The 23,005-nt window shown below is 47.7% G+C and carries 26 protein-coding genes, 1 pseudogene, 1 riboswitch and 1 other annotated feature; of the genes and pseudogenes, 8 read left to right on the top strand and 19 right to left on the bottom strand.

Annotated elements, in window-relative coordinates:
• The first annotated feature begins 80 nt into the window (after window positions 1-80).
• From ACQCT5_RS00350 to ACQCT5_RS00335, 4 genes and pseudogenes are all read left to right on the top strand, one after another.
• A complete protein-coding gene (locus ACQCT5_RS00350; RefSeq protein ID WP_499637637.1) occupies window positions 81-905 on the top strand; it encodes a MerR family transcriptional regulator in 825 nt (274 codons plus the stop codon).
• A 119-nt stretch (window positions 906-1,024) separates the two neighbouring features.
• Window positions 1,025-1,231 (top strand): zinc ribbon domain-containing protein, encoded by a 207-nt coding sequence (locus tag ACQCT5_RS00345; RefSeq protein ID WP_499637634.1) that lies wholly within the window; start codon window positions 1,025-1,027, stop codon window positions 1,229-1,231.
• Between the two features lie 374 nt (window positions 1,232-1,605).
• Window positions 1,606-2,469, top strand: coding sequence for an SDH family Clp fold serine proteinase (locus ACQCT5_RS00340; protein ID WP_499637631.1), 864 nt, complete (start codon window positions 1,606-1,608; stop codon window positions 2,467-2,469).
• A 127-nt stretch (window positions 2,470-2,596) separates the two neighbouring features.
• Window positions 2,597-2,846: pseudogene (locus ACQCT5_RS00335) on the top strand (hypothetical protein).
• Here ACQCT5_RS00335 and ACQCT5_RS00330 read toward each other — a convergent pair.
• Entirely contained in the window at window positions 2,815-3,402 is a 588-nt protein-coding gene (locus ACQCT5_RS00330; RefSeq protein WP_499637629.1) for a hypothetical protein, read from the bottom strand. The pseudogene ACQCT5_RS00335 and the gene ACQCT5_RS00330 overlap by 32 nt on opposite strands.
• On the bottom strand, window positions 3,402-4,421 hold the full coding sequence (locus tag ACQCT5_RS00325; protein ID WP_499637626.1) for a serine hydrolase domain-containing protein: 1,020 nt from the start codon (window positions 4,419-4,421) through the stop codon (window positions 3,402-3,404). The genes ACQCT5_RS00330 and ACQCT5_RS00325 overlap by 1 nt, the downstream gene beginning before the upstream one ends.
• 190 nt (window positions 4,422-4,611) lie before the next feature.
• Between ACQCT5_RS00325 and ACQCT5_RS00320 the strand changes: the two genes are divergently transcribed.
• On the top strand, window positions 4,612-5,523 hold the full coding sequence (locus tag ACQCT5_RS00320) for a ketopantoate reductase family protein (protein WP_499637623.1): 912 nt from the start codon (window positions 4,612-4,614) through the stop codon (window positions 5,521-5,523).
• A gap of 336 nt (window positions 5,524-5,859) precedes the next feature.
• Here ACQCT5_RS00320 and proS read toward each other — a convergent pair whose 3' ends face one another.
• The 4 genes from proS to ACQCT5_RS00300 form a co-directional block, all read right to left on the bottom strand.
• The gene (proS, locus tag ACQCT5_RS00315) at window positions 5,860-7,290 is read right to left on the bottom strand and encodes a proline--tRNA ligase (RefSeq protein WP_499637620.1); all 1,431 of its coding nucleotides are present in this window, start codon (window positions 7,288-7,290) and stop codon (window positions 5,860-5,862) included.
• Window positions 7,250-7,561 (bottom strand): hypothetical protein, encoded by a 312-nt coding sequence (locus ACQCT5_RS00310; RefSeq protein WP_499637617.1) that lies wholly within the window; start codon window positions 7,559-7,561, stop codon window positions 7,250-7,252. The genes proS and ACQCT5_RS00310 overlap by 41 nt, the downstream gene beginning before the upstream one ends.
• Window positions 7,525-7,733, bottom strand: a binding site (T-box leader). Its footprint overlaps the gene before it by 37 nt.
• Window positions 7,734-7,777: 44 nt before the next feature.
• The gene (locus ACQCT5_RS00305) at window positions 7,778-8,500 is read right to left on the bottom strand and encodes a kanamycin nucleotidyltransferase C-terminal domain-containing protein (protein ID WP_499637614.1); all 723 of its coding nucleotides are present in this window, start codon (window positions 8,498-8,500) and stop codon (window positions 7,778-7,780) included.
• 43 nt (window positions 8,501-8,543) lie between these two features.
• Window positions 8,544-9,020 carry a hypothetical protein gene (locus ACQCT5_RS00300; RefSeq protein ID WP_499637611.1) on the bottom strand — a complete coding sequence of 159 codons (477 nt, stop codon included), beginning with the start codon at window positions 9,018-9,020 and terminating at the stop codon, window positions 8,544-8,546.
• Window positions 9,021-9,204: 184 nt separating this feature from the next.
• Between ACQCT5_RS00300 and ACQCT5_RS00295 the strand changes: the two genes are divergently transcribed.
• A complete protein-coding gene (locus ACQCT5_RS00295; protein WP_499637608.1) occupies window positions 9,205-9,657 on the top strand; it encodes a DinB family protein in 453 nt (150 codons plus the stop codon).
• Between the two features lie 48 nt (window positions 9,658-9,705).
• Complete coding sequence (locus ACQCT5_RS00290) at window positions 9,706-10,179, top strand: hypothetical protein (protein ID WP_499637606.1); 474 nt, start codon at window positions 9,706-9,708, stop codon at window positions 10,177-10,179.
• A gap of 26 nt (window positions 10,180-10,205) precedes the next feature.
• Here the strand turns inward: ACQCT5_RS00290 and ACQCT5_RS00285 are convergent, their stop codons facing one another.
• From ACQCT5_RS00285 to ACQCT5_RS00225, 13 genes are all read right to left on the bottom strand, one after another.
• Window positions 10,206-10,832, bottom strand: coding sequence for an NAD(P)-dependent oxidoreductase (locus ACQCT5_RS00285; RefSeq protein WP_499637603.1), 627 nt, complete (start codon window positions 10,830-10,832; stop codon window positions 10,206-10,208).
• Window positions 10,813-11,568 carry a sirohydrochlorin chelatase gene (locus tag ACQCT5_RS00280; protein WP_499637600.1) on the bottom strand — a complete coding sequence of 252 codons (756 nt, stop codon included), beginning with the start codon at window positions 11,566-11,568 and terminating at the stop codon, window positions 10,813-10,815. Before ACQCT5_RS00280 ends, ACQCT5_RS00285 begins: the two co-directional genes overlap by 20 nt.
• An 18-nt stretch (window positions 11,569-11,586) precedes the next feature.
• Window positions 11,587-12,363 carry a uroporphyrinogen-III C-methyltransferase gene (cobA, locus tag ACQCT5_RS00275; RefSeq protein WP_499637597.1) on the bottom strand — a complete coding sequence of 259 codons (777 nt, stop codon included), beginning with the start codon at window positions 12,361-12,363 and terminating at the stop codon, window positions 11,587-11,589.
• 3 nt (window positions 12,364-12,366) lie between these two features.
• Entirely contained in the window at window positions 12,367-12,585 is a 219-nt protein-coding gene (locus ACQCT5_RS00270) for a DUF3906 family protein (RefSeq protein ID WP_499637594.1), read from the bottom strand.
• Window positions 12,563-14,200 (bottom strand): nitrite/sulfite reductase, encoded by a 1,638-nt coding sequence (locus tag ACQCT5_RS00265; RefSeq protein ID WP_499637591.1) that lies wholly within the window; start codon window positions 14,198-14,200, stop codon window positions 12,563-12,565. The genes ACQCT5_RS00270 and ACQCT5_RS00265 overlap by 23 nt, the downstream gene beginning before the upstream one ends.
• 12 nt (window positions 14,201-14,212) lie before the next feature.
• Window positions 14,213-14,812 (bottom strand): adenylyl-sulfate kinase, encoded by a 600-nt coding sequence (gene cysC / locus ACQCT5_RS00260; protein WP_499637588.1) that lies wholly within the window; start codon window positions 14,810-14,812, stop codon window positions 14,213-14,215.
• 14 nt (window positions 14,813-14,826) lie between these two features.
• Complete coding sequence (sat, locus tag ACQCT5_RS00255) at window positions 14,827-15,972, bottom strand: sulfate adenylyltransferase (protein WP_499637585.1); 1,146 nt, start codon at window positions 15,970-15,972, stop codon at window positions 14,827-14,829.
• A gap of 25 nt (window positions 15,973-15,997) precedes the next feature.
• Window positions 15,998-17,059 (bottom strand): sulfate permease, encoded by a 1,062-nt coding sequence (gene cysP / locus ACQCT5_RS00250; RefSeq protein WP_499637582.1) that lies wholly within the window; start codon window positions 17,057-17,059, stop codon window positions 15,998-16,000.
• A gap of 30 nt (window positions 17,060-17,089) precedes the next feature.
• Complete coding sequence (locus ACQCT5_RS00245; protein WP_499639061.1) at window positions 17,090-17,803, bottom strand: phosphoadenylyl-sulfate reductase; 714 nt, start codon at window positions 17,801-17,803, stop codon at window positions 17,090-17,092.
• Between the two features lie 97 nt (window positions 17,804-17,900).
• Entirely contained in the window at window positions 17,901-18,023 is a 123-nt protein-coding gene (locus tag ACQCT5_RS00240; protein ID WP_499637580.1) for a YezD family protein, read from the bottom strand.
• A 168-nt stretch (window positions 18,024-18,191) separates the two neighbouring features.
• Window positions 18,192-18,296: riboswitch (SAM riboswitch) on the bottom strand.
• 179 nt (window positions 18,297-18,475) lie between these two features.
• Window positions 18,476-19,396, bottom strand: a complete 921-nt coding sequence (locus ACQCT5_RS00235; RefSeq protein WP_499637577.1) for a diacylglycerol kinase — start codon at window positions 19,394-19,396, stop codon at window positions 18,476-18,478.
• A 297-nt stretch (window positions 19,397-19,693) separates the two neighbouring features.
• Window positions 19,694-21,247: a flotillin lipid rafts scaffold protein FloT gene (gene floT / locus ACQCT5_RS00230; protein WP_499637574.1), complete on the bottom strand. Its 1,554-nt coding sequence runs from the start codon at window positions 21,245-21,247 to the stop codon at window positions 19,694-19,696.
• A gap of 12 nt (window positions 21,248-21,259) precedes the next feature.
• Entirely contained in the window at window positions 21,260-21,799 is a 540-nt protein-coding gene (locus tag ACQCT5_RS00225; protein WP_499637571.1) for an NfeD family membrane protein, read from the bottom strand.
• 284 nt (window positions 21,800-22,083) lie between these two features.
• Between ACQCT5_RS00225 and ACQCT5_RS00220 the strand changes: the two genes are divergently transcribed.
• Window positions 22,084-22,968, top strand: a complete 885-nt coding sequence (locus tag ACQCT5_RS00220) for a M15 family metallopeptidase (protein ID WP_499637568.1) — start codon at window positions 22,084-22,086, stop codon at window positions 22,966-22,968.
• Window positions 22,969-23,005 lie beyond the last annotated feature (37 nt).

Here is a 23,005-nt window from a genome sequence, read left to right as displayed (position 1 = left end):
TCTCGGGTTACCCAAGACCCTATACTTAAGGTAGACGGCAGAGGTGCACATCTGTAAAGTCTGTTGGAGGAGTGATGAGCATGTTTAAAATCGGGGAATTTGCAAAAGTGAGTGGCATGTCCATTCATACGTTATACCATTATGAGAGCATAGGCCTGATCCAGCCAAGCTTTGTCGATCCGCATACAAATTATCGCTACTATGATGCGGGTCAGCTCGTGTTGATCAATAAAATCGCTGCGCTGAAGGATGCAGGATTCTCACTTGGGGAAATCGTGAAGGTTCTTTTGGACACGCCTGTCAACAAGGAACTCATCCCTATGCTTGAATCAAAAGCCGAGTCCCTGGAAAAATTGCTCGAGCAGGAAACCAACAGACTCGAACGTCTCCGTACCAACATTTTTCTCATAAAAAACGGAGGGGTACCGATGATGAATGACATCTCAATCAAGAAAGTGGAGCCGATATTAGTGGCGTCCATCAGAGAAGAATTTAAAGAAGAGAGCTTTGATACATTTTGCGAAAGGCTGTGGGGACAGGTAAACGATCACATTGACTGTTCAGAAGCCAAGCGGACCATACCTTGTATGACGATATACCATTCAGGCTTGTATGTTCACACTGATTCTGCCATCGATCTGGAGATTGCCGAGCCGATTACGAAAGTGATTCCCGGGAATGCGACGGTGAAGGTGCACGAGCTGCCAGCCGTGGAAAAGATGGCTTGCGTGGTGCATAAAGGGCCCTTTTCCACTATAGGAGAAACATCGCGTGCCTTGTTTGAGTGGATTATGGAGAACAGGTATAACGTGATAGGGCCAGTACGTGAAATCTACCACAAGGGCGACTGGGTGACGGTGGATACCAATGAGTATGTGACGGAGCTGCAGGTGCCGATCGGTTAGCTTTTTTAAGGCGCGTGGATTCATTTTTCGGCTGCCAGTAATTCATTTTCTTTTCCATGAAACCTCTCTCCACTATGTACGTAATACATAGTAATAAAATATATCAGGAGGGATTTAACATGAAAGAAAAAGGCTGTATCAAATGCGGATCCACCAACGCAGGAACAAAAGAAATTGCCACAACCGGAACAGGGCTTTCCAAAATGTTCGATATTCAGCATAACCGCTTCATCGTCGTATTTTGCAAGAACTGCGGCTACTCGGAATTCTATAACAAGGACACCTCCACCGCTTCGAATGTGATAGATTTCTTTTTTGGAGGGTGATGATTTCTCCGCTACTGCTGGTTGTGGTAGCGGGTTTTATTGGATAAATACCGTTTAAGAGAAGGCTGTCCGAAAAGACTTCGAAACGTCTGTCGGATGGCTTTTTTGGAGCAATCATTGTCGCTAATGGACTTCTAACGGGGATTGATGCTTAATAAGGCCATTGGCAAATATTCTGACTGCTTTCTGCCACTTATAACTCCAAGCACTCCAAGCCAATATATATTTCCAACCACCTGTTTTATATTCCCTTCCATCCGACCATATTGATACTAAGACTCTGTGAAAATATCAGTTCTAAGGTCCATTTTTTTCACATATACAGGTATTAACTCTTACTATGGGACAAGCACTCGAATTGGAGGGGAAATCTTATGAGAGATTTAAAAGCCTTGGAAAGCTTGCGTGGCACAAGCATCCTTGTAATGGTAAGCGGTATTTATGAAGATATCCTGGAACCGCTCGCGAGGCATCTTGAGGCTATGGAGGAATCGGAAGGGCTATCACTCTTTTTACGGACCGGTGGCGGGGATACGACCACGGCATTTAATATAGTGAATCTGATCAGGCAGTATTTCAAAGAGTTTGAGATTATCATCCCGAACGTGGCCCATAGTGCAGGAACTCTCTTGTCACTTGGGGCAAGCAGGCTAGTCATGACCAAACAGGCATCCTTAAGCCCATTTGATCCATCTGTCCGGAATGACCGCATCAATGATGGCATGAATATAAGCTGGCGCGATGTTAGTTATTTTTTGTCCAGCGTACGTGAAAGCTTCAACCTCTCGACTTCTGGGAATCCAACGCAACCACTGCAAACACTTATTCAAAACCAGGTCCACCCTTTACTGTTGGGACACGCAGAAAGAACCGTCTCGCAGATCAGGACGTTTGCCCCGCCTCTGCTTGGGAACCGCCACAACCGGCCAGCAGAAGAAATCATCCATCATTTTCTCGAGTCCAATACACATCATAACTTCCGATTCTATCGGGATGAGGTCAGTCGCATGGGGCTAAACGTTGTCCATCCCACTAAAGTGGAAGAAAAGCTGATCCTATCCATTTTTGAGGACATCTCCAAGGAGCTTGACCTGAGTAACCATGAAAATAAACGGGGGCATGTGAAGGCGCTGATTCAGTCTAGTAAATACGGCAAGTCGGTCTGCATCAACACCAAGGAATTTGAAGGTTGGATGGATGAAGGTGAAAGGTTTACTAAGGCGAAATTATTGTCTTGATGGAAAGGAAGAGGCTGGGACAAAAGTGTTTTAGTCTAAATAAAACCCGAACTAATTTGAATTTTAAAATCAAATTAGTTCGGGTCTTTTTTTGAAGTATTCGATTAGTTTTAGGTTACACCAGCGGTTGATTGGAGTGCAAGACGAAGACTCCTGCGGGAGAAGTGGCCAAAGTGAGACCCCGCAGGCGAAGCCGAGGAGGCTCACGGGTCACCCGCGGAAAGCGAAGTCTTGCACGGAAATCAATAGCGGTATTTAGAGCCGGCACCTATATTGTTCGTCTTTTATTAGCAATTTTTAGTTTTGTCCCAGCCTCTTCTTTTTATTTTGAGGACATACAGCCATCTAATCAAGTTGTGCAAACCCGATTATTTTAAAATCCAATCCCTCTTTTGCGAACGTATACTGAAACGTTCTTTTCCCATCAGGTTGTTCAGCTTCGATTAACAACTCATACTGGGAATAGTTCCTTTTGAAATCTATCACTTCTATGTTCTCCAAACTACCAATATTGGGGTAGGATTCCGTTATGATAAAGTGAGCAACCATTTCCTTGACAAGTGCTTCTTCCGCCAGTCTTTCCCGTTCCTTGGCGTTAAGATTCGGACTGGCTAGCTGGTGATACATCTCTATTTTTTCAATCCCGACCTTTTTCAAATAATTTTCAGGATAAAAATACGGCGTAAAGAATTCATGTGTAAAGAAAAGGATAAGAAGAAAGCTGGTGATGACTTTAATTGGAAAACTATAGCGGAGCGTTTTCAGCCAGTTATTCAACCTAACAACCGTCTGAACTATTGTAATGATTGCCAGTAGATAAATCACAAGCTCAACGAAACGATTTATAATAAGAAAACTGAAGTATTGATCCACACTATAGAAAAGGAAGAACAAAAATACGGTCACTAAAAATAGAAAAACTTTATTGAGCATTATTTTCCCCTTTCAAAATATTCTTCAGCTACAGCCATGAGCTTATGTGGCCCTGCACCTCTATTCGAAGGGATAACCAATATGCTGCCAGAATCCGGATAGTAACCGGAGGCAAAGCTTACACCGGGATCATATCCCATCACATGATACTTATATATCGCATCGTTTCGTTTGTCGATCCAAACACCGTATCCGTAATATTCATCTTTCCCAACCTCTACATGAGGAGTGAGGAGCCGGCTTGTGATTTCTTCATTCAATAATTCCCGTTCCATCAAGGCTGTCCAAAGCTTCGCCATATCAGGTGCGGTAACATAAGCCCCGCCATCTGCTCCACCTTTAACCGGTAACGAATAAATATTGCTTCTCCAGGTTCCGTCTTCGTTATCTATATAGCCTGTCGCTGTATCGGCAGGTAATTGATCAAAGGAGAAATATCCGGATTCCTTCATCTCGCACGGGAGAAATATTTTCTTCTCGACATAATGAGTAAAGCTTTCCCCGGTGACGTGTTCCACCACCATGCCCAATAAAACAAACCCGGCATTATTATAATGGAATCTCTCACCAGGCGTGAACATCATTTCACCGTGCTGGAACATCGGTAGGAAGTCTTCCAATTGCGTTATCTGATACATGGGCCTGCTTTTCCACAGGGCCTCATAATCCTCCATCACCTCTTCGTCAAAATAATCCGGTATTCCTGAGGTATGGGTTAACAGGTGATGAACGGTCACACTCTTATCAAAATTTGGAAATCCGCAAGTAAGTACCTCACTAATTTTCGTCTCGAAATTCAGCTTCTCTTCCTGGACCAGGCGGCCTATTGCAATGGCGGTAAAGAGCTTGCAGCCGGAAGCAATCCCAAATCTGGTTTCTACCTTATTTGGCAATCTATCAGACCTATTGGAATATCCATGAAAAGATTTATATACAACTCCATTTTTGTCCTCCATCCATACAACACCAGAAAAATCTATCTCTCTGGCTTTTTCCTCTATTAAACTATGTATCTTCATTCATTCACACATCCTATTGTTTTGTTCCAATGGCAAGTGGTTAGGTGCTCACTAACAATATTACCATATTATTCATAAGGGATTTCATTCATCTCTACCAACATCCCAAATATTCCGAACCTTATTTGCAACAATTCCTCCCATTCCCTGATACAATAGTAAATATAGAATGTCGAAGGGGGAACTCTCTATGAAAATACTTGTTGTTGGTGCAGGGGCAGTCGGCGGCTACTTTGGCGGCAGGCTGTTGGAAAAAGGCGAAGACGTGACGTTTTTGGTAAGGGAGAAGCGGAAAAAGCAGCTGGAGGCGACCGGCCTGGTCATCAAAAGTGTGCATGGGGATGCAGCATTGCAGCCTTCGCTCATAACAAGCGGTCAACAAGTGGAAGCCTATGACGTCATTTTGTTATCCATGAAGGCTTATCACTTGGAAGGTGCAATTGCGGACTTCGTGCCGTATGTCGGACCGAAGACGATGATCGTTCCGTTGTTGAACGGGATATCGCATGTGGATAAGCTCGTTACTGCATTTGATGAAAAGAATGTCCTCGGCGGCTTGTGCTTTGTGGAATCGACGCTGAATTCAGAGGGCAGCATCGTGCAGACTAGCGGCATCCATGATCTCGTTTTCGGGGAACGCAGCGGCAGGCGGTCCGAAAGGGTGTTGAAGCTTGCTGAAGTGTTTGACGGAACGAAGAGTAATTTTGTCCTATCCGAAAATATCAACCGTGATATGTGGCATAAGTATCTGTTTATCTCCACTCTGGCAGGTGTCACGACTCTCTTCCGCTCCCCGATAGGGCCAATCAGGGAAGATTCACTTGGGGCTGCTACTATAAAAGATACCTTGCATGAAGTGGCGGCCGTGATGCGCAGTGTCGATGCACCGATTGCGGAAAATATCGTGGAACTGAACTGGGACAAGCTGCACAGCATCGAAGCCGGCATGAAATCTTCCATGCAGCGTGACATGGAAAAAGGATTATCCGTTGAGGCGGACCACTTTTTCGGATATTTGCTTGGGATAGCGGCAGACAAAGGGATTTCTGTCCCGACTTTGGAGAAAATCTACGCCAATTTGCGGATTTATGAAGGGCAATAACGATTTGAAGGGTGCATCCTGTTGAACAGGGGCACCCTTCTTTTATGAAAAATAGGTAATTGCCGGTCTTAGTTAGAGGCTGATATTAGTTAATCGATCCAAAAGTGTGGGTAATCGAGCGGAAAATGGACCAAATCGATCCGGTGAAGAGAATAATTGATCCGAAACCTGCCATTATCGGTCCAATTCGTGCAATAACCGGTCCGAAATACAAAAACTGGAAAGAACTTAGCCAGAACCATAATTTCCTAAAACCGTATTCCAATCAAAAAAGCGAACCTCCACACAAGATTGTGCTGGAGTTCGCTTCCCTCTTTCCCATGCATGAAGTTAAACCTAGTAAGCCTTCGCCCAATACACCATATGCTTCGCTTTCTCACCGCAGCACACACACTCATCCGCCAAGTTCTCCTGCTCAAACGGCATGCAGCGCGATGTCGCACTCGTCTCTTCCTTGATCTTGTCCTCGCAGCTCTGCTCGCCGCACCACATCGCCTTGATGAAGCCAGCCTTTTCCTCAAGCTGCGTTTTGAACTCGTCGAATGTCAACGCGACACTCGTCTTCTCCTCGCGATGCTGCCTTGCTTTTTCCAGCAGGCTCGCTTGGATATCCTCAAGCACCGAAGCAATGGTCGTTTCCAATCCATCCACCGATACCGTCAGCTTTTCACCCGTATCACGGCGCACGAGCACGACCTGGTTCTGCTCGATATCGCGAGGACCAGCCTCCAGGCGAAGTGGTATTCCCTTCATTTCGTACTCGTTGAATTTCCAGCCAGGCTTCTTGTCGCTCGCATCGATACCGACGCGGAACCTTGCAGCCAGACGCTCCTTCAAGTCGTAAGTAAAATCAAGGACTCCCTCTTTATGCTGCGCGATCGGAACAATCATCAGCTGGGTTGGAGCTATCCGAGGTGGAACGACCAAGCCCCGGTCGTCGCCGTGGACCATGATCATCGCGCCGATGATGCGTGTCGTAAAGCCCCATGAGGTCTGCTGTACATACTGCTGCTTGCCTTCGCGGTCAAGGAATTGGATGCCGAACGCCTTCGCAAAACCGTCACCAAGATGGTGGGACGTCGCGGACTGCAGCGCCTTCCCGTCATGCATCAAGCTTTCGATTGTGTAAGTATGCTTCGCTCCAGCAAACTTTTCCTTCTCCGTTTTCTGGCCCTTCACGACCGGAATCGCGAGGAACTTTTCGCAGATCTCCGCATACACCTCGAGCATTTTCACTGTTTCCTCCTGGGCAAGCTCATCTGTCTCATGGCACGTATGCCCCTCCTGCCACAGGAACTCAAGCGTGCGAAGGAATGGTCGGGTCGTCTTCTCCCAACGCACCACATTTGCCCACTGATTGTACAGCTTCGGCAGGTCGCGATAGGAGTGGATGATGTTTTTATAATGCTCACCAAACAGAACCTCGGATGTCGGGCGCACAACCAGGCGCTCCGCGAGCTTTTCGTCACCGCCGTGCGTCACCCAAGCCACTTCCGGTGCAAAGCCTTCGATATGATCCTTTTCTTTTTGCAGTAGGCTCTCTGGAATGAAAAGCGGCATGTACACATTCTCGTGGCCGGTTTCCTTGATGCGACGGTCCAACTCATTCCTGATATTTTCCCATAGTGCATAGCCATAAGGACGGATAATCATCGAGCCGCGCACGCTTGAATAATCCACAAGCTCCGCCTTTGTCACGACATCGGTATACCACTGCGCGAAATCCTCATCCATCCCGGTAATTCTCTCCACAAACTTCTTGCTCATCGCAAACACCTCTTTTATCAAAATAAAATGCTGTTTTCGCATACATTGTTGCTTTTGACGTATGCAACATACACACGCAATATCCTTTACTTTCGTGCTCTTTTCCGGTTTGCTCGCTTTTTTTCTTTTTTGAATTTTTTGTTCTTATAACTGTAAAAAATCCAAAAGCCGATTTTTTACGGACAAAAGCAACAAACTTTACGAAAAGAGCCAAATAAAAAAAGCCACGCTCGTATAAGGGACCATTTCTGGCGGTACCACCCTCATTCAAAGCATCGCTTTACACTCTTCCATGGTAACGGTTTTGAACCGCTGCATCTTCACACTTATCCGATACAGAACTCCGAGGCAGGTTCGGATGAACATCCATAGGCGCCTTTCACCAATCGGCACCCTCTCTAAATAGACGCGACCATCCTACTGGTCCTCTTCCACGTTTTTATATTTGAAAAGATTATATCTAGTTTGGTATGTATTGTCAATATTCCTAAAAGGGAAGCTCGTTCGTCATGTAGTCGATCCCAAGCTCCTCAAACCATGCATTAAGCCCTGACCATAAATTTTCGCAGAGCAGGTAGAGAGTTTCTTTATCTCGCAAATCCCCTGCCATCAAAAACTTCACAAGCTCCCGGTAGCCGTCCGGCTTTGACTCCACATCCAGCGACTCCTCATAGGTGCGAGCCCTTGTCGTGTAATATGTCTGGTTGGCCAGCCCGATCAATTTAGCTGTCTGCCAGGCCAAGTCCTTTGCACCAAGCGGAATATAGCTAGTATGGCCGTTCTCATAGTTGTTCCTTATCTTCCCCATCGTTTCATAAGGCTCCCAGATCATGAATGTTCGCATCATGTCCCGCAGCGATTCCTTCGAAGCCTGAAACGGTACGTCCTTCAATTCAGCAAAAATCCCTTCAGGATCATGGATGGCCAGAACGTTGACAAATGATCCTGCCCAGATGGACCAGCCGTCATCCATCCTTCTTGCCCGTTCAAACAGCTTGCTCTTTTCGCGGCAGCTGAGCTCCAGCTTGAATTTGCCATAAATGAATTCATGGCCCGGAATCGATACGCCGTCCTTTGTCACCACATGCATCTCGATATCCGAATAACGGCCCTCTTTTTGATAGGCAGTGGAACCGTAGACACCTACCGCTATGATACCCTCTCCGTATCTTTCCATTAATCTATCCGTAACGGTTCGGATCATCTTCATTTTCTCTTCCCTTGATGAGGGTGAAGGGTATGCGAGCATAAATCTAATCCCCAATCTCAATCAATTCTGTCTTCGTCCCTATTTTCACGGCCTGGTAGCTTGCTCCCGCAACCGTTTGAAACAGGATCCCTTGCACTGATTCATCCTGATCTGCCAATTCCAACATTTCTTCTTTTGATAGTTCATTAGAATCAAATATAACCTTGCCCTTTATTCTTAAATCGGTTCCTTCCAATTTCTCCAGCTCCACTATCTCGTGGTCTAGCATTCTTTCTTCAATCCACCCGGCAATCAACGGTTCGATGCTGTCTACATTTATCGCAAGCCCCTTACTATGGGTCAAAGTGATATCATATGTCATAAGCTGATGGCCCAGTTCCTCGTCCCCTTCCATCGAAAAGGACATTTCATGAAGGCTTACCTCCATGGGCTCGCTCGTTTGTGTATCTGCACTGCAACCACCAAGCAGGAATGCTAATAGGACAGAAAAAATTAAGCCCTTACATTTTCCGGCACTCATTAGATTGCCTCCTTTTTAGAAAAGATGCGCTCGTTTAAAATCTTAACATAATTTCCTGAAAATGGAGAGGGATAGCTTCCCTATTTTCAGATTTTTTGAAACTTTACATTTATAGTTCCGTATAACTAGAATAATAGGGAGGCGAGGCATTCCTCCAATCTGAAAAAGGAAGTAGGGAACGCACATGACCAAAGCACAAATCATCCAACACCATCAACAATTCATGAAGTGGGTACAAACACTCGGCGACCTCTCAGAGTCACAATGGAGAGCCCCCATTTCACAAGAAAAATGGACCGTCGCAGAAGTGATCGGCCATCTGATTCCATGGGATGAATTTGTCCTACATAAAAGAATACCTTATTTTCTGACTGGCGAAACATTACCGGCAGCACCCAACCCGAAGGTCGTGAACGAACTCGGGGCCAAGGATGCGAGAATGGAAGATAGTCAGGTGACCCTCCGGCGCTTTCTCTCTACCAGAAGGCAGCTGTTGGAGGAGATTGAGCAAATCGAGGAGTACTATTGGGAAAAGGAAATTATAATCGGTACCACTACGATTAGACTATCGGATTATTTTACGGACCTGGCTCAGCATGATCACCATCACGCAGACCAGATCAAAGCCATCGTTTGAAACTTTTTCTGCCAGTTGCCGTCTAGTTTTTTAAAAGGGGGATTACCTATGAAATCAAGATTTATTTTGCCAGCATTCTTTCTTTTATTACTACTCGCATTAGCAGGTTGTGGCAAAACAGGAGAAACGGATGCTGAAGGGAATAAAATATACCCGCCTGATGAACAGGGGTATGTGGTGATTGACGGTGAAGAGAAAAAAATAGAAAAAGGGAATTACTCTTGGGAAGTGAAAAAAGGATCAACCACGGAGGTTACGGAGACAGACGCTCCTTCTCCCAACCAGATAGCAGAAAACGTTGAAGCAATTTCGGCTCCGCCTGACACGGAAATGTCCTTTAAGCTTGTCGGCGATCCTACATTCACGGTCTACCTCTGGAATGAGCAGGAACGCGAAAAAGAAATAGTATTGCAGGAAGGGAAATTCCGCACCCCAACTGAAAAAGGCCGGTACATTTATGAAGTATTGGCTGAGTGGGAGAATGGTGAGATTTCCTATACCTATGTCATCGAGCTGGAATAGCCGGGGCGGGACCACCGTCCCTCCCTCTAACCACCTATCACCCTTCCGGCCTGTAGCTCCAATTCGGCGAGCTTTTCATTACGGGCATGTTCATCCAGCCTGTACTTCTCCTCCAATACTTCCCACAAAAGCTCTCCCTTCTCCTCAAAGGACAAAGCCAGCTGCTTCACAACCGCCCGATACGCAGAAAGAAATTCCGTATATGAAATCCAAGAGGAATCGAACTGCTCCTCGAGCTCCCTTTTCAACTTGCGGGTCAGCTTGGGACTGGCACCATTGGATGTGACCGCCACCTGCAGATGGCCCCGCCTCACGGTTGCAGGGAAGGTGACATTTCCTTCCCCAGATTCATCCACCACACATACGAGCTGTGAAGGAGGCAAGGCACGAACCAAATCTGCGTTCACTTTCCGATTATTGGTCGCCAGAATAACAAGAAAAGCCTCGGCAAAATCAGAAGCCAATGCCCCCCTTTCCACCAGCTTATATCCCTTCAACACGGAAAGCTCCAGCACCTCCTGCGAAAATTCAGGGGCAATAAAGGTGATATCCGCCAGCTCCGCATCCAGCACCTTCGCCTTGCGCGCAGCAATTCTGCCGCCACCCGCAATCACTACCATCTTTCCTCTCAAATCAATGACCAGCGGCTGCATATTCCGCCTCCTTTCCTGACGCCTGTTCCACGACTATATCTTGTATAGTCTGATGACGGCTAAGCGGCTCGATGAGTACGATTTCCTGACCGGCACGTCGCCTCTTTTTCACTTCGCGTGTCACTTCACTCAATAATAGTCCGGCAAAAAGCAGGTACGGAACGACGATCACTCTAGCCGCAGCCACTCTGCTGATTTCCTCGATTCCCTCTGCAAACAAAGGCGTGGTTGCCGCCAAATAGCACACCTCCACCCGGACGTTTCCAAGCTTTTCACCTATGCCTTCTTTTATAGAAGCAAAGGCTTCATGGATGGCAGGATCACTGCTTCCCCTCCCCACCAGCAGAATGGAGTCGGCAGCCTTAACCTCCCCGGCACTACCCCTCACCAGCTCACAGATTCCCTCGACGATCCGCTCCTGCACACCGAATGCTTCAGCCACCTCGACGCTCACTTGAGGGAACCTTTCACGCAAAGGCGCCAACGCTTCCGGGATATCCTCTTTTATATGCCCTGCCTTTAAAAGAAAGATCGGGACTACCGTAATATACGTAGCGCCCTTTGCTATACAGCACTCAAAGCCTTCTTCTATAAACGGTTCGGTCAACTCCAGAAAACTGATTTCCTGAATGGGAACAAAGACTTTATCGATTACCTTCTGCAAAAATCCCTTCGCTTCCTCCGCCCCTTGCTTGGAACGGGTTCCATGTCCAATATACAGAATCGCTTTTGACATAGTCGGTCAACCTCCTTTCTATCCATGAACAACTGGTAGATGAGGGACAACCTCCTCCTCGAACCAGTGCAATCTTTCGTGAAGCTTCACCACTTCCCCGATGACAATCATGCTCGGATTGCTGATGCTCGCCTCCTTTACCTTGCGTTCAATGTCGGCGAGCGTACCTACTACTGTCCGTTGCTCATTCAATGTCCCCCAATGCACAAGCGCAATCGGAGTTTTCGGCGATTTGCCGTTCTCCAACAGGTGGCGGAGAATGTTCGGCAGCTGGGAGACGCCCATATATACACAGATTGTATCCACCGCATATGCAAGATTGGCCCATTGGTGCTCCGCTTCCTTATCCCCTGCCTGATGTCCTGTGACAAAGGCAAAGCTCTTGCTTAATGTACGGTGAGTGACAGGAATCCCCGCATACGCGGCAGCCCCGATTCCGGCTGTGATTCCTGGTACCACCTCGAATGGCACATCATTCTTTGCGCATTCCTCCGCTTCCTCCCCGCCGCGGCCGAACACGAAAGGGTCTCCCCCTTTCAATCGCACGACCTGCAGCCCTTTCTTTGCATATTTGATGAGAAAGTGGTTGATTGTCTCCTGCTTCATCGTGTGATAGTGCGGCAGCTTTCCGCAGTAGACGAGTTGGGCTTCTTTTTTTGCATAGTTTAATAGTTCATGATTTACAAGACGGTCGTACAGGATGACGTCCGCCTTCTCAAGGCAGCGCAGCCCCTTCACCGTTATCAAATCGGGATCTCCTGGTCCTGCACCAACTAAATACACCTTTCCGGTCATCCACTACCACCCTTTCTCCTCTGGATCTAAAATATAGCCGCTCTTTTTTCCCAGGCGCTTTTTCTCTCGTAAAATAATTTCCTTCACTCTTGGCCCTTTCAGATAGAACTTCTCGAGTTCCACATCCAGATGCTGAAAAGCAGCTTCATCATTCTCTGCGAAAATAACGGATACAATTTCCCTGGCCTCAAGGGCGACATCAAACCGATATAGATATGCCATCGTTTTCTTTTCCTAAAATAGTATCGAGCACGTCTTGCAGGGCAGGCACACCGACCCGACCAACGAAGTCAAAGAAGGTTTCCCCTATTTCTTTTTGGTCCAGGAAGTAGAGCAGCAGCTCCTCTAGCACATCCGTCAAATCCTCAGCCTCCACCTTCCCCTTCAGCTTCTCATTGAACTTCCCACCTTTATTCAAAGTGCCTCCCACATAAATTTCATAGGCTTCGACCATTTCCTTCTTTTCATTGCGCACCTTCATCCCCTGCAGTCCGATATCAGCAATCTGGCGCTGTCCGCAGGAATTCGGGCAGCCGACCATATGCATGCGGATCGGCACATCAAGGCTGATCCGTGCATCGAGTTCCTCAGCGATAAGGCGCATCCGTTCTTTCGTTTCCACCAATGCCAGATTGCAATATTCAATTCCGGTGCATGACACCGCATGGCCGATGAAGGAATTCGGGTTGATCGAGATGCGCTCGAAAATTGGTTCTTTCAAAAGTGCCTCCACGTTTTCAGCAGGGATATTCGGGATGATCAGGTTCTGGGAGTTACAAGTGCGGATCTCCCCGTTCCCGTATTGTCCGGAAATTCTTGCAAGCTCGAACACCTCCTCGGCATCGAGGCGTCCGACTGGTACATTAAAGCCGAGGAACTTCAAGCCTTCCTGCTTCTGATCCTGGACGCCGTAGAAATAGCCGGCATTCCATTCTTCATTCGGCTCCTCGCCTTTGATAGGCAGCGGACCTGTGTATTCCAAGAGCTTTTCCTTGAACTTTTCCGGCCCCCAATCGGCGACTAGGAATTTCAGGCGGGCGAGATGGCGCTTCTCTCTGTAGCCGAAATCGCGGAATATCGTCGTAACCGCGATTGCCACCTCAAGCGTCCGGTCCGGTTCCACGAACACATCAATCGTCTCAGCCAGGAAAGGCCTTGAGGATAAGCCGCCGCCCACTTTCAGATGAAAGCCTTTCGTCTCCACGCCATCTATCACTTTTGTTGCCGGCGTAAAGGAGACACAGTTGATTTCCGCGTTCGATGCGTTCTTTTTGTTGGCGCTGATCGACATTTTGTATTTTCGCGGCAGGTTGGAGAAATCCTCGTTCTTCTGGAAAAAGTTATACACCTCTTTTACAATGGTGCTCGTTTCAAACAGCTCATCCGGATCAAGTCCAGTAATCGGATTCCCGACAATGGTCCGCGTGATGTCGCCGCACGCCCCGGCACTCGAAAGCCCCACCGCTTCGAGTCGATTGAAAATATCCGGAATCTGCTCGATCTCCAGCCAATGGAACTGGATCGCCTGCCTGGTTGTGATATCAAACACGCCCCGGCCGTAATCACGGGCAATCCCTGCAAGCGTTTCGACCTGCGGCTTGTTCAGGATCCCCGATGGCACACTCACCCGCATCATGAAATAGCCGTCCTCTTTCGGCCGCTGAAGATAAAGTCCCGCCCATTTGAATAGATCCCACTGATCCTCAGGGATGCTCGCAAAACCGTTTTGCGCGTAGTGGGGGATGTCATCGAGAATACGCAGTCCATCCTTTTCGAGCTTCGCCTTCTCCGTCTTGTTCAATTTTTCGTTATCCTGCCAATGCTTTACATATGCCAATTTGTTCGCCTCCTAGATAATTTTCTGTTGTCGCAGGTAGTCAAGGATGGTCGTTACCGACTCTTCCACACTCAATTGTTCAGAATGGATGGTGATCTCCGCCTTTTCCGGTGCCTCATAGGGGGAATCAATTCCTGTAAAATCCTTGATTTCCCCGCGGCGCGCTTTGGCGTACAGCTGTTTCGGATCTCTTTTTTCACATTCCTCAAGCGGACAGTCAACAAAGACTTCAATGAATTCCGCCTCTTCAAACAGCTTCCGGACCTGCTCCCTGTCTGCCCGAAATGGGGAAATGAAGGCGGTGGTGACAATCTTCCCGCTGTCGACAAATAGCTTTGCCACCTCCCCGATACGCCGGATGTTTTCATTGCGGTCCTTTTCCGAGAAACCAAGATCCCGATTCAATCCATGCCTGACATTGTCGCCATCAAGCACATACTCATTGATGCCCTGACGGTACAGCTCCTTGGATACGGCATTGGCGATCGTGGATTTTCCGGAGCCGGACAGACCGGTAAACCAGAGTACACTGCTCCCGTGGCCGTTTTGCACCCGGCGCTCCTCTTTTGTAATGGCAGTTTCATGCCAGGTGATGTTCGTTGCTTTTGTCATGGAAAAGTTCCTCCTTATACGGCCGCTGCTTTATTGAGTCCTTCAATCAATACCTCGATTACTTCCTTTCTGCTGAAGGTGGAAGGTGGCAACTCTCCTGAACGGAGCATCTCCCTCACCTTGGTCCCTGATAAAATGACCCTGTCAACATAACCATGCGGGCAGGTTTTATCCGATGCCATCCCCTCGCACTTATTGCAGTAGAAGCTGTGTTCAAAGAACAATGGCTTGATGCCAAGCTCCTCTTCGGTAAAATTGCTGAAGATATGCTGCGCATCATAGGTTCCGTAATAATCCCCTACACCCGCGTGGTCACGCCCGACAATAAAATGGGTGCAGCCGAAGTTTCTTCTGGCGATGGCGTGGAATATTGCCTCTCTCGGTCCTGCATAGCGCATCGCTGCAGGGTAGACCGCCAATTGAACCCGGTCTTTCGGGTAATAGTTTTCCAAGAGGACACGATAGCTTTTGAGCCGGACGTCTGCCGGGATGTCATCGGATTTTGTTTCACCTACAAGCGGGTTGAGGAAAAGTCCGTCGACAGTTTCAAGCGCCGCCTTCTGGATATACTCGTGCGCGCGGTGCACCGGATTTCTCGTCTGGAAGCCGACGACCGTTTTCCAGCCCTTCGCTTCAAAAAGTTCCCGCGTTTCTTTCGGCTCGAGCCAGACGTCTGCAGCCACGCCTTTTTCCGGCTTCTTGATCAGGGTGATCTTCCCTGCCACATAAATGTCGCCTCGATCGAACAGCCGCTTGACTCCCGGATGTGCAAGTTCATCGGTTTTGTATACTTCCCTCGCCTCCTTGAAAAGGTCGGGTTCGAACCATTCAGATACAGTGATCACGCCGTAAGTTTCTTTTTCATGGGTCAGTTTATAGATTTCGCCTTTTGATAGAGTTGCCGCTACTTCTTTTGTCACTGGCAGGGTCACAGGAACCGACCAGACCGTCCCGTTAGCGAGACGCAGCCTTTCCACGACCGATTCGTAATCCGCTTTTCCGAGAAAGCCTGTCAACGGGCTGAAGAGGCCGATACCGATCAGCTCCAGGTCGCTTAGGGCGATGGCGTCAATCCTAATCTCCCTTTCTATAAGACTCGTATCATAATTTGGATGATAGGCCTGCACGAGTGTGCCGCCATGTGGTGTTGGTAAGGACATTTTCTTCAACCTCTCTTTTTTAAAATTAATCTTTACTCGATACCGGGATTGCCTGCGCCGTAGTTCGAAGCATTAAAAATCTCACCCCGAACACGGAAACGAGCACTCCGAGCATCGCAATGACCGGATACATATTCTGTTCGATCAATAGCTGAATCAAGGTGTAGGAAAGCACCATCGATAGAACCGGGGAGACAACCCAGACGACCAGCAGCTGCACGACAATATCTTTTTTCAGCACCGCTCTTCCCTGTTTCACAAACCCGATGCCGATTATGGATGAAGTCGTAATCTGGGTGAGTGGGACAGGTATGCCAAAAAGGGACGCCGCCGTCACTATTCCTGCTCCTGTTCCTGAGATCACACAGCCTTCCTCCAGCCTGATCGCCGTAATTTTCTTGCCATTCGTCTCCAGCACCCGTTGCCCAAGCAGCAGTGCTCCCGCCGCCACGAACAACCCTCCCCACAGAATTCCTTGTTCTGTGTCCATGATGCCTGCTCCTACCAGCGGACCAACGGCATTTGCGACATTGTTCATGCCTGCCGAGAAGGCTTCGAACACGCCCATCACGACAACAAGGACCGATAAGACCGGGACCGCCCTTTTGGACTTCACCCATTTGTCTATGAATCTATGCTTCAGCATCCAGGCAGCCGCTATTGCGATGAAGAAAGCGACTACCGGTGTAAGGAGCCAAAACAGTACAATCCAGGCAAGCTTTCCGGCAAAAACAGATTGATAGACGATTCCTGCGCCGACTACCGCCCCGACCGCCACTTCACTTGTGGATAAGGGGATGCCGAATAGGTTGGCTAAAAATAAAGATAGGGCCGCAGACGTGATGACAATCAGTGCCACCGCGACGGTAAACGTACTTTGCGGCACAATCCCGCTCCCCATCGTTCTGACCACCTCGCCGCCGCCGAGCCACGCTCCAAAGAACACCGCGGTTCCACATAAAACCAAAGCTGCATTTCTTTTCACAACGCCTGATCCATAGGCAATTCCCATGGATGCTGCCGCACCGCTCGCTCCAATATTCATGGCGAAAAAGAGACCAACGATAACGGCTATGGTAACTAGCATGTTTTTTCCTCCTTTAACCTCTGACCATCCCTAATTTGTATGAAGGCCACATTCCGTTTTGCCGATGCCGACCCAGCGTCCTGCCCGGGAGTCGCCCCCGTCGTTGACCGCCTGCGTACAGGGAAAACAGCCGATGCTCGGATAGCCATGGTCATGCAGCTCGTTATAGGGCAGATTTTGTTCACGAATGTACGACCAGACTTCCTCCCACGACCAATGAATGAGGGGACAGATTTTGATGTTCTGGAACTTATCATCCCGATTCAGAAAGTTCGTCTCTGCACGAGTCGGCGACTGGTCCCTTCTAAGACCGGATATCCAAGCCTCTTTAGGGGTTAATGCTTCCCTTAGCGGCTCCACTTTCCTTATTTGACAGCACCGTCCCGGATCTCTTTTCCAAAGGGCGGTTCCGTGAATGGCTGCCTGTTCCTCCAATGTGAGCGCAGGCTTCCTTTTTTCGATTTGGAGATTTGGAAACCGGGCTTCTATTTTCGTGATCACCTGGTAGGTTTCCGGAAAGTGCAGCTCGGTGTCCAGGAACACAATCTGTGCATCCGGTTTCACCTCCTGAATCAGGTCAATCAGGACCATCGCTTCTGCCCCAAAGCTTGAGGCATATACGATATCGTTGTCCTTGTAGGTGTGATAGGCCCATTCCAGCACTTCCTTTGCACCTTTTGTTTTTGACTCCATCGGAATATCCGATAATTCTCTCCAATTCTTATACGTTATTTTCTCCGTCATTTTTTTAGCTGCTCCTTTCTTGTCCACGAAAAAAGGCAGCCCTCCTGCATGTGTGTATACATGCAGGAGGACCGCCTCTAGTTTGTCTAGTCAGCGCCTATTGTTTTTTCCGAAGGCGAACCTTCTCATTTTTCTCGATCTGAATGACCTTTCCATCCTGTACCACCAAGGTGATAGATCCGAACTTTACAGTTTGCAGCATTCTTTCCAAATGAACCATGACATCTTCCCATTCCGCCGATTTCAGATTGGCTCGCCTCCTCTATTCAAATGCTCCAACGCCTCTAAGGGGGGAAAGCGCAGGAGCTGACAGTAAGCAAACTTGAGTCTTGGAAAATAAAAAGCGCCTCTCCCATTTGGAAAAGGCGCATATACTTAAACATGCTGCACCTTATCTTCCAAAATGGGTATCCATTTTGCTGGAATTGGCACCTTGCTTTCAGCAGGTTGCCGGGCTTCATCGGGCCAGTCCCTCAGCCGCTCTAGATAAGCGTCTTTTATTGTTAGTTCGATGTTAGCTGTGTTTGTTACTGCTTGATATTAAAATTAATCCTACCATACACATATGAATTGTCAACATAGAAATTGCTAATTTTTTTGAATTTTTTATTTTCGGTAAAATGGTCCTAGAAAGCATTCCGAACGTAAAAAAGCAACAGGTCGCCCCGCTGCTTAGTTGCACTTATTCATTTCAATCTCTTTGCGTTTTTCCGTCACCAGTACATCCAGATGGCGATACAGGTTGACGAATTCGCCTGGCAGCAGACCGCCGTACTCTCCGTCCAGATTCAGCTGCATTTTTTCATCGGTATGGACTTTGACACGGTTGGCTTTTGTGTAGATTACATGCGGATCCTTCACGTGCTCACCGCGAAGAGCAAGCGTCGCGACACGAATAAAGTCGGCGATGTTTGCTTTCTTCAAAATGATCAAATCAAACATCCCGTCGTTCATGCAGGAGTCCGGTGCAAGCTTCTCGAATCCGCCGACAGAGTTGGACAGTGATACGAGGAACAGCATGATTTCGCCTTCAAAGATCTTTCCATCATATTCGATCTGTACATTGGTCGGTCTGATGGAAGGCAGCATTTCCATGCCCTTAAGGTAATAGGCCAGCTGTCCGATGATCGTTTTCAGCTTGCTTGGGACCTCGTAGGAAAGCTCGGTCATTTTCCCGCCGCCTGCGATGTTCATGAAATATTGATCATTGGCTTTCCCGATATCAACTGGCATCGGGACTCCGTTTGCAATGACATCAACACATGCGATGATGTCATCTCTCGGCAGGTCAAGGGCACGCGCAAAATCATTGGTCGTTCCAACCGGGATGATTCCAAGCTGTGGACGATAATCCTGTTCAGCAAGTCCATTGACCACTTCATTGATTGTTCCGTCTCCACCAGCAGCGACAACCAGGTCATATCTGCGTTCAACCGCAAGCCTTGCAGCCACCGTCGCATCTCCATGACCGGTAGTAGCATGACAGGAGGCTTCATATCCAGCCTGTTCCAACCTCACTAAAACCTCTGGCAAGTGTTTTTTAAACGCTTCACGCCCAGATGTTGGATTATATATTACTCTCGCTCGTTTCATTTTCCCATCATCCTATATTTATATTTAAATGCTTCTATATTAAATTCTCTCGATGTCTACTGCACTTATATTCGAAGTCACTCTAATTTAACTATAATTTCCAAACGAACCTGGGTCAACCTCAAATTGACCCCAGATAACATATTAGCCTATTCCCTGCATCAGATGCAATAAAAACGAAAATTGCGAGAACCGTAAACTTTGTAACAAAAAGGGCCAGACCCCAAGCAGTACTACATTCTGTAGCAAATTCCTGCCGGGGTCTGGCCCTCTTTACAAATTTTTTATCCCTCTTGCTTATTTCTGTTCTTCCACGTTTGTTTCTTTTTTGTCGGTGCTTTTTGGTGTGCTGATTTCGTTTGTCAGGCTGTCGATGCTGTTGCGGATGTTGCCTTTGCCTGAGAAGTTTTCGATCAGCTCTTTTACGTCGATGCCGGATGATGCTTTCAGGGATTCCTGAAGCGTGGACATCAGGTTCGTTGCGTAGCCTGTGATTTTGTTGGCACCGCCGTTTTCACCGCTGCTGCCAGTGTCAACAACCGTGATCTTGTCGATGTTACCAAGTGGAGCTGCTACCTGCTTCGCGTATTCAGGAAGCATTTTGATGATCATATCCAAGATAGCCGCTTGACCGAACTGTTCGAATGCTTCTGCGATTTTTTCCTTCGCTTCCGCTTCTGCAAGACCCTTCAGACGGATAACTTCCGCTTCGGATTCCCCTTGCGCTCTTTGTGCGTCGGCTTTTGCGATACCGTCGATACGGATCTTTTCCGCTTCCGCTTTTGCCATTGCCTCGATGCGGTATTTGTTTGCATCTGCTTCGGCCATTTGCTTCGCCTTGTCTGCTGCCGCTCCCTGTTCAACAGAGTAGCGGTCCGCATCGGCTTTCTTCTTCACTTCGGAATCATACTGGCGTTCACGACGCAGGATCTCTTTTTCCTCAAGCTCGATCTGCTTTTGACGCTCGATGATCTGGATCTGCATTTGCTGCTCGGTTACTTCCTGCTTCGCGCGGGCTTCTTCGAGGTGGTATGCCTGGTCGGCACGTGCTTTTGCGATATCTTGCTCTCTGCGGTACTCCGCAATTTTCATTTGGTTCTCTTTTTCCGCTTCCGCGATTTCCGTCGCACGCTCAAGTTCTGCACGCTGCGCATCCTTTGCAGCTTCTGCACGCTTGATACGTGTTTCTTTATCAGCTTCTGCAGTAGCAATATCCGCATCACGCTTGACTTGCGCGATACGTGGCTTTCCTAGAGATTCCAGGTAGCCGTTGCTGTCACGTACATCTTTGATTGTGAAGGAAACGATGATAAGACCCATCTTCGCCAAATCCTGAGACGCTACGCGCTGTACTTCCTGTGAGAATTTTTCACGATTTTTATAAATTTCTTCTACTGTCATGGATCCCAAAATAGAACGCAAGTGACCCTCTAGTACTTCACGAGCTTCGTTTTCCATGTCTTCTTTAGCTTTCCCTAAAAACTGCTCGGCAGCTGTAGCAATATCACCGATCGAGCTGCCGATCTTGATGATTGCCGTACCGTCTGCCATAACCGGTACACCTTGCTCTGTGTATACTTCCGGAGTTTTAACGTCCAGTTTAATAGATAGCAAGCTTAGTGGATCGGATTGCTGGAACACCGGCACGATAAACGCACCGCCGCCTCGTACAATCTTAATCTTGTTCCCTGATTCGTCCACGTGTACATTTTTTCCGCCTAGATAACTACCAGTGATAATGAGTGCTTCGTCCGGACCTGCCGTCTTATATCGTGCAACAAACACGACTATCAGTGCAAAAATCAAGATGGCGACGACTGCGATAATGATGGCGATTTCTCCAAATACCATGTGCGATTCCCCCTATTGATTATAAGATTCTAATACTTTTTCGTACGGGGTCACAAAAACTACCCCTTTTTGGACATCGATGATCAGTACTTCCGTTTCGTATGGGATTGCTTCATTTTCAAAGCTCTGCGCCGATTTTGAGACGGTACTGCCGCCAATGCTCAAGACCACTTCCCCAAAGCCGTCCTTCGGTATGGAAATAATGACCTTGGCAAGCTTCCCTTTCATGTCATCATCCGAATATCCAAGTGAAGCCTCGGCAGAACGGATCGGCACAAAAACGAATACATGCAGCAAAGTGACTAATATGCTGGAGATTACGGTGGATGTGCCCAACACAAACCAATCTGTCAGTGGTGAAAACTTATCCAGCAGATAGCCTGATGCACTAAACACCGTCAAAAATGATAAAATAAGTGCCGGATCCACAGGTATTGCATCAAAAATTCCATCCACAATATCAGACAACAGAATATAAATAAGTGTCAAGCTTCCAAAAACAATGAGGCCCCAAAAATAAAGCTGCATCATTTCCATTCCAAACATCGTCATAGGCAATCGGTCCTTTCTTTGGGACAGGTTCCTTGTCCCACCTTTTCCTTCAGAGCTTTCTGGCTTCTCCCAACTTTGCGTCGACTGATCCTCTCCCCCATTTGTACTTCCAGTAGTATATACGGAAGAAATCCCCACAGGTTTCAAAATTCGGCAAAGATTATTTACCAACTGTTTAAAAGCTTGTGAAAGGTGTAAAATAGAAAAGAGACTATTGTGAATATACGAAAAAATAATTACATCTCTTCCATAATAAACCAATCCAGAGAGGAAAACCATTGCAAATGATAAAAAAACTACTGATTGGAACATCCTGCGTTGCACTTCTTGCAGCATGCAATCCACTTGAAACCTTATCCAGAGAAGAACCTGTCCTGATGAGCAGTCGACATGCTTCGAAATCACCTGAGCTTCCCCCCGTAAAAGAGAAATGGGAAGGATTTTTCAACAAGGAGGTAGCGGTCGTGGAGGATGAGCCTGAAGAAGAAACACCAACAGAACCTACTGAAGAAGAAGAGGAGCCGAGCGAACCCGTGACAGGAGAACCGGATGCTCCCGCTGAAGAAGAGGCCATCCCGGTTGTCGCAAACCCGACAGCGATCAATGTGATGGTCAATAAATTCTGGGCCTTGCCGGATGGGTACCGCCCACCTGATTTGATCCGCCCGAATGTGCCTTTTTCTTTTGGCAACGAAAACAGCGACCGGTCCAAGCTACGCAAGGAGGCTGCCGAAGCATTGGAGATGATGTTTGCCGGCGCTTCTTCTGAAAGCATCGAGCTTTATGCCCGCTCCGGTTTCCGTTCCTACGAAACCCAGGAGTCCATTTTCAAAAATGAAATTGCAACCTTTGGCTACGAACAGGCCGTTCTGTATGTGGCCCGTCCCGGAACAAGTGAACACCAGACCGGACTCACAATGGACATCACCGCCAAAAGCGTAGGTCTTGAGCTTGTCGAGAGCTTCGAAAACACCACCGAGGGCAAATGGCTCGCATCCAACGCCCATCACTACGGTTTCATCCTGCGGTATCCGAAAGGAAAGACTAACATTACGGGCTATGCCTTTGAGCCTTGGCATTACCGCTATGTAGGAGTGGATATTGCGACGGATATCTTTAATAGAGGAATTACATTAGAAGAGTATATGGGTGATGTGCGGGAGTTTTAGGGTTTGAAAGTTTGGGAAGGTAAGGTGCTGCGGGGAA

The organism is Sutcliffiella halmapala (genome assembly GCF_050107295.1).
Taxonomy (GTDB): Bacteria; Bacillota; Bacilli; order Bacillales; family Bacillaceae_I; genus Sutcliffiella_A; species Sutcliffiella_A halmapala_A.
Note: the sequence above shows the minus strand (reverse complement) of the source record. Positions and strands in the feature narration are given on the sequence as shown.

Coding starts and splice junctions, on each gene's coding strand:
- ACQCT5_RS00350 (WP_499637637.1), top strand. CDS start 81: ATGTTTAAAATCGGGGAATTTGCAAAAGTGAGTGGCATGTCCATTCAT.
- ACQCT5_RS00345 (WP_499637634.1), top strand. CDS start 1,025: ATGAAAGAAAAAGGCTGTATCAAATGCGGATCCACCAACGCAGGAACA.
- ACQCT5_RS00340 (WP_499637631.1), top strand. CDS start 1,606: ATGAGAGATTTAAAAGCCTTGGAAAGCTTGCGTGGCACAAGCATCCTT.
- ACQCT5_RS00330 (WP_499637629.1), bottom strand. CDS start 3,402: ATGCTCAATAAAGTTTTTCTATTTTTAGTGACCGTATTTTTGTTCTTC.
- ACQCT5_RS00325 (WP_499637626.1), bottom strand. CDS start 4,421: ATGAAGATACATAGTTTAATAGAGGAAAAAGCCAGAGAGATAGATTTT.
- ACQCT5_RS00320 (WP_499637623.1), top strand. CDS start 4,612: ATGAAAATACTTGTTGTTGGTGCAGGGGCAGTCGGCGGCTACTTTGGC.
- proS (WP_499637620.1), bottom strand. CDS start 7,290: ATGAGCAAGAAGTTTGTGGAGAGAATTACCGGGATGGATGAGGATTTC.
- ACQCT5_RS00305 (WP_499637614.1), bottom strand. CDS start 8,500: ATGAAGATGATCCGAACCGTTACGGATAGATTAATGGAAAGATACGGA.
- ACQCT5_RS00300 (WP_499637611.1), bottom strand. CDS start 9,020: ATGAGTGCCGGAAAATGTAAGGGCTTAATTTTTTCTGTCCTATTAGCA.
- ACQCT5_RS00295 (WP_499637608.1), top strand. CDS start 9,205: ATGACCAAAGCACAAATCATCCAACACCATCAACAATTCATGAAGTGG.
- ACQCT5_RS00290 (WP_499637606.1), top strand. CDS start 9,706: ATGAAATCAAGATTTATTTTGCCAGCATTCTTTCTTTTATTACTACTC.
- ACQCT5_RS00285 (WP_499637603.1), bottom strand. CDS start 10,832: ATGCAGCCGCTGGTCATTGATTTGAGAGGAAAGATGGTAGTGATTGCG.
- ACQCT5_RS00280 (WP_499637600.1), bottom strand. CDS start 11,568: ATGTCAAAAGCGATTCTGTATATTGGACATGGAACCCGTTCCAAGCAA.
- cobA (WP_499637597.1), bottom strand. CDS start 12,363: ATGACCGGAAAGGTGTATTTAGTTGGTGCAGGACCAGGAGATCCCGAT.
- ACQCT5_RS00270 (WP_499637594.1), bottom strand. CDS start 12,585: ATGGCATATCTATATCGGTTTGATGTCGCCCTTGAGGCCAGGGAAATT.
- cysC (WP_499637588.1), bottom strand. CDS start 14,812: ATGACAAAAGCAACGAACATCACCTGGCATGAAACTGCCATTACAAAA.
- sat (WP_499637585.1), bottom strand. CDS start 15,972: ATGTCCTTACCAACACCACATGGCGGCACACTCGTGCAGGCCTATCAT.
- cysP (WP_499637582.1), bottom strand. CDS start 17,059: ATGCTAGTTACCATAGCCGTTATCGTTGGTCTCTTTTTCGCCATGAAT.
- ACQCT5_RS00245 (WP_499639061.1), bottom strand. CDS start 17,803: ATGACGGAGAAAATAACGTATAAGAATTGGAGAGAATTATCGGATATT.
- ACQCT5_RS00240 (WP_499637580.1), bottom strand. CDS start 18,023: ATGGTTCATTTGGAAAGAATGCTGCAAACTGTAAAGTTCGGATCTATC.
- ACQCT5_RS00235 (WP_499637577.1), bottom strand. CDS start 19,396: ATGAAACGAGCGAGAGTAATATATAATCCAACATCTGGGCGTGAAGCG.
- floT (WP_499637574.1), bottom strand. CDS start 21,247: ATGGTATTTGGAGAAATCGCCATCATTATCGCAGTCGTCGCCATCTTG.
- ACQCT5_RS00225 (WP_499637571.1), bottom strand. CDS start 21,799: ATGACGATGTTTGGAATGGAAATGATGCAGCTTTATTTTTGGGGCCTC.
- ACQCT5_RS00220 (WP_499637568.1), top strand. CDS start 22,084: ATGATAAAAAAACTACTGATTGGAACATCCTGCGTTGCACTTCTTGCA.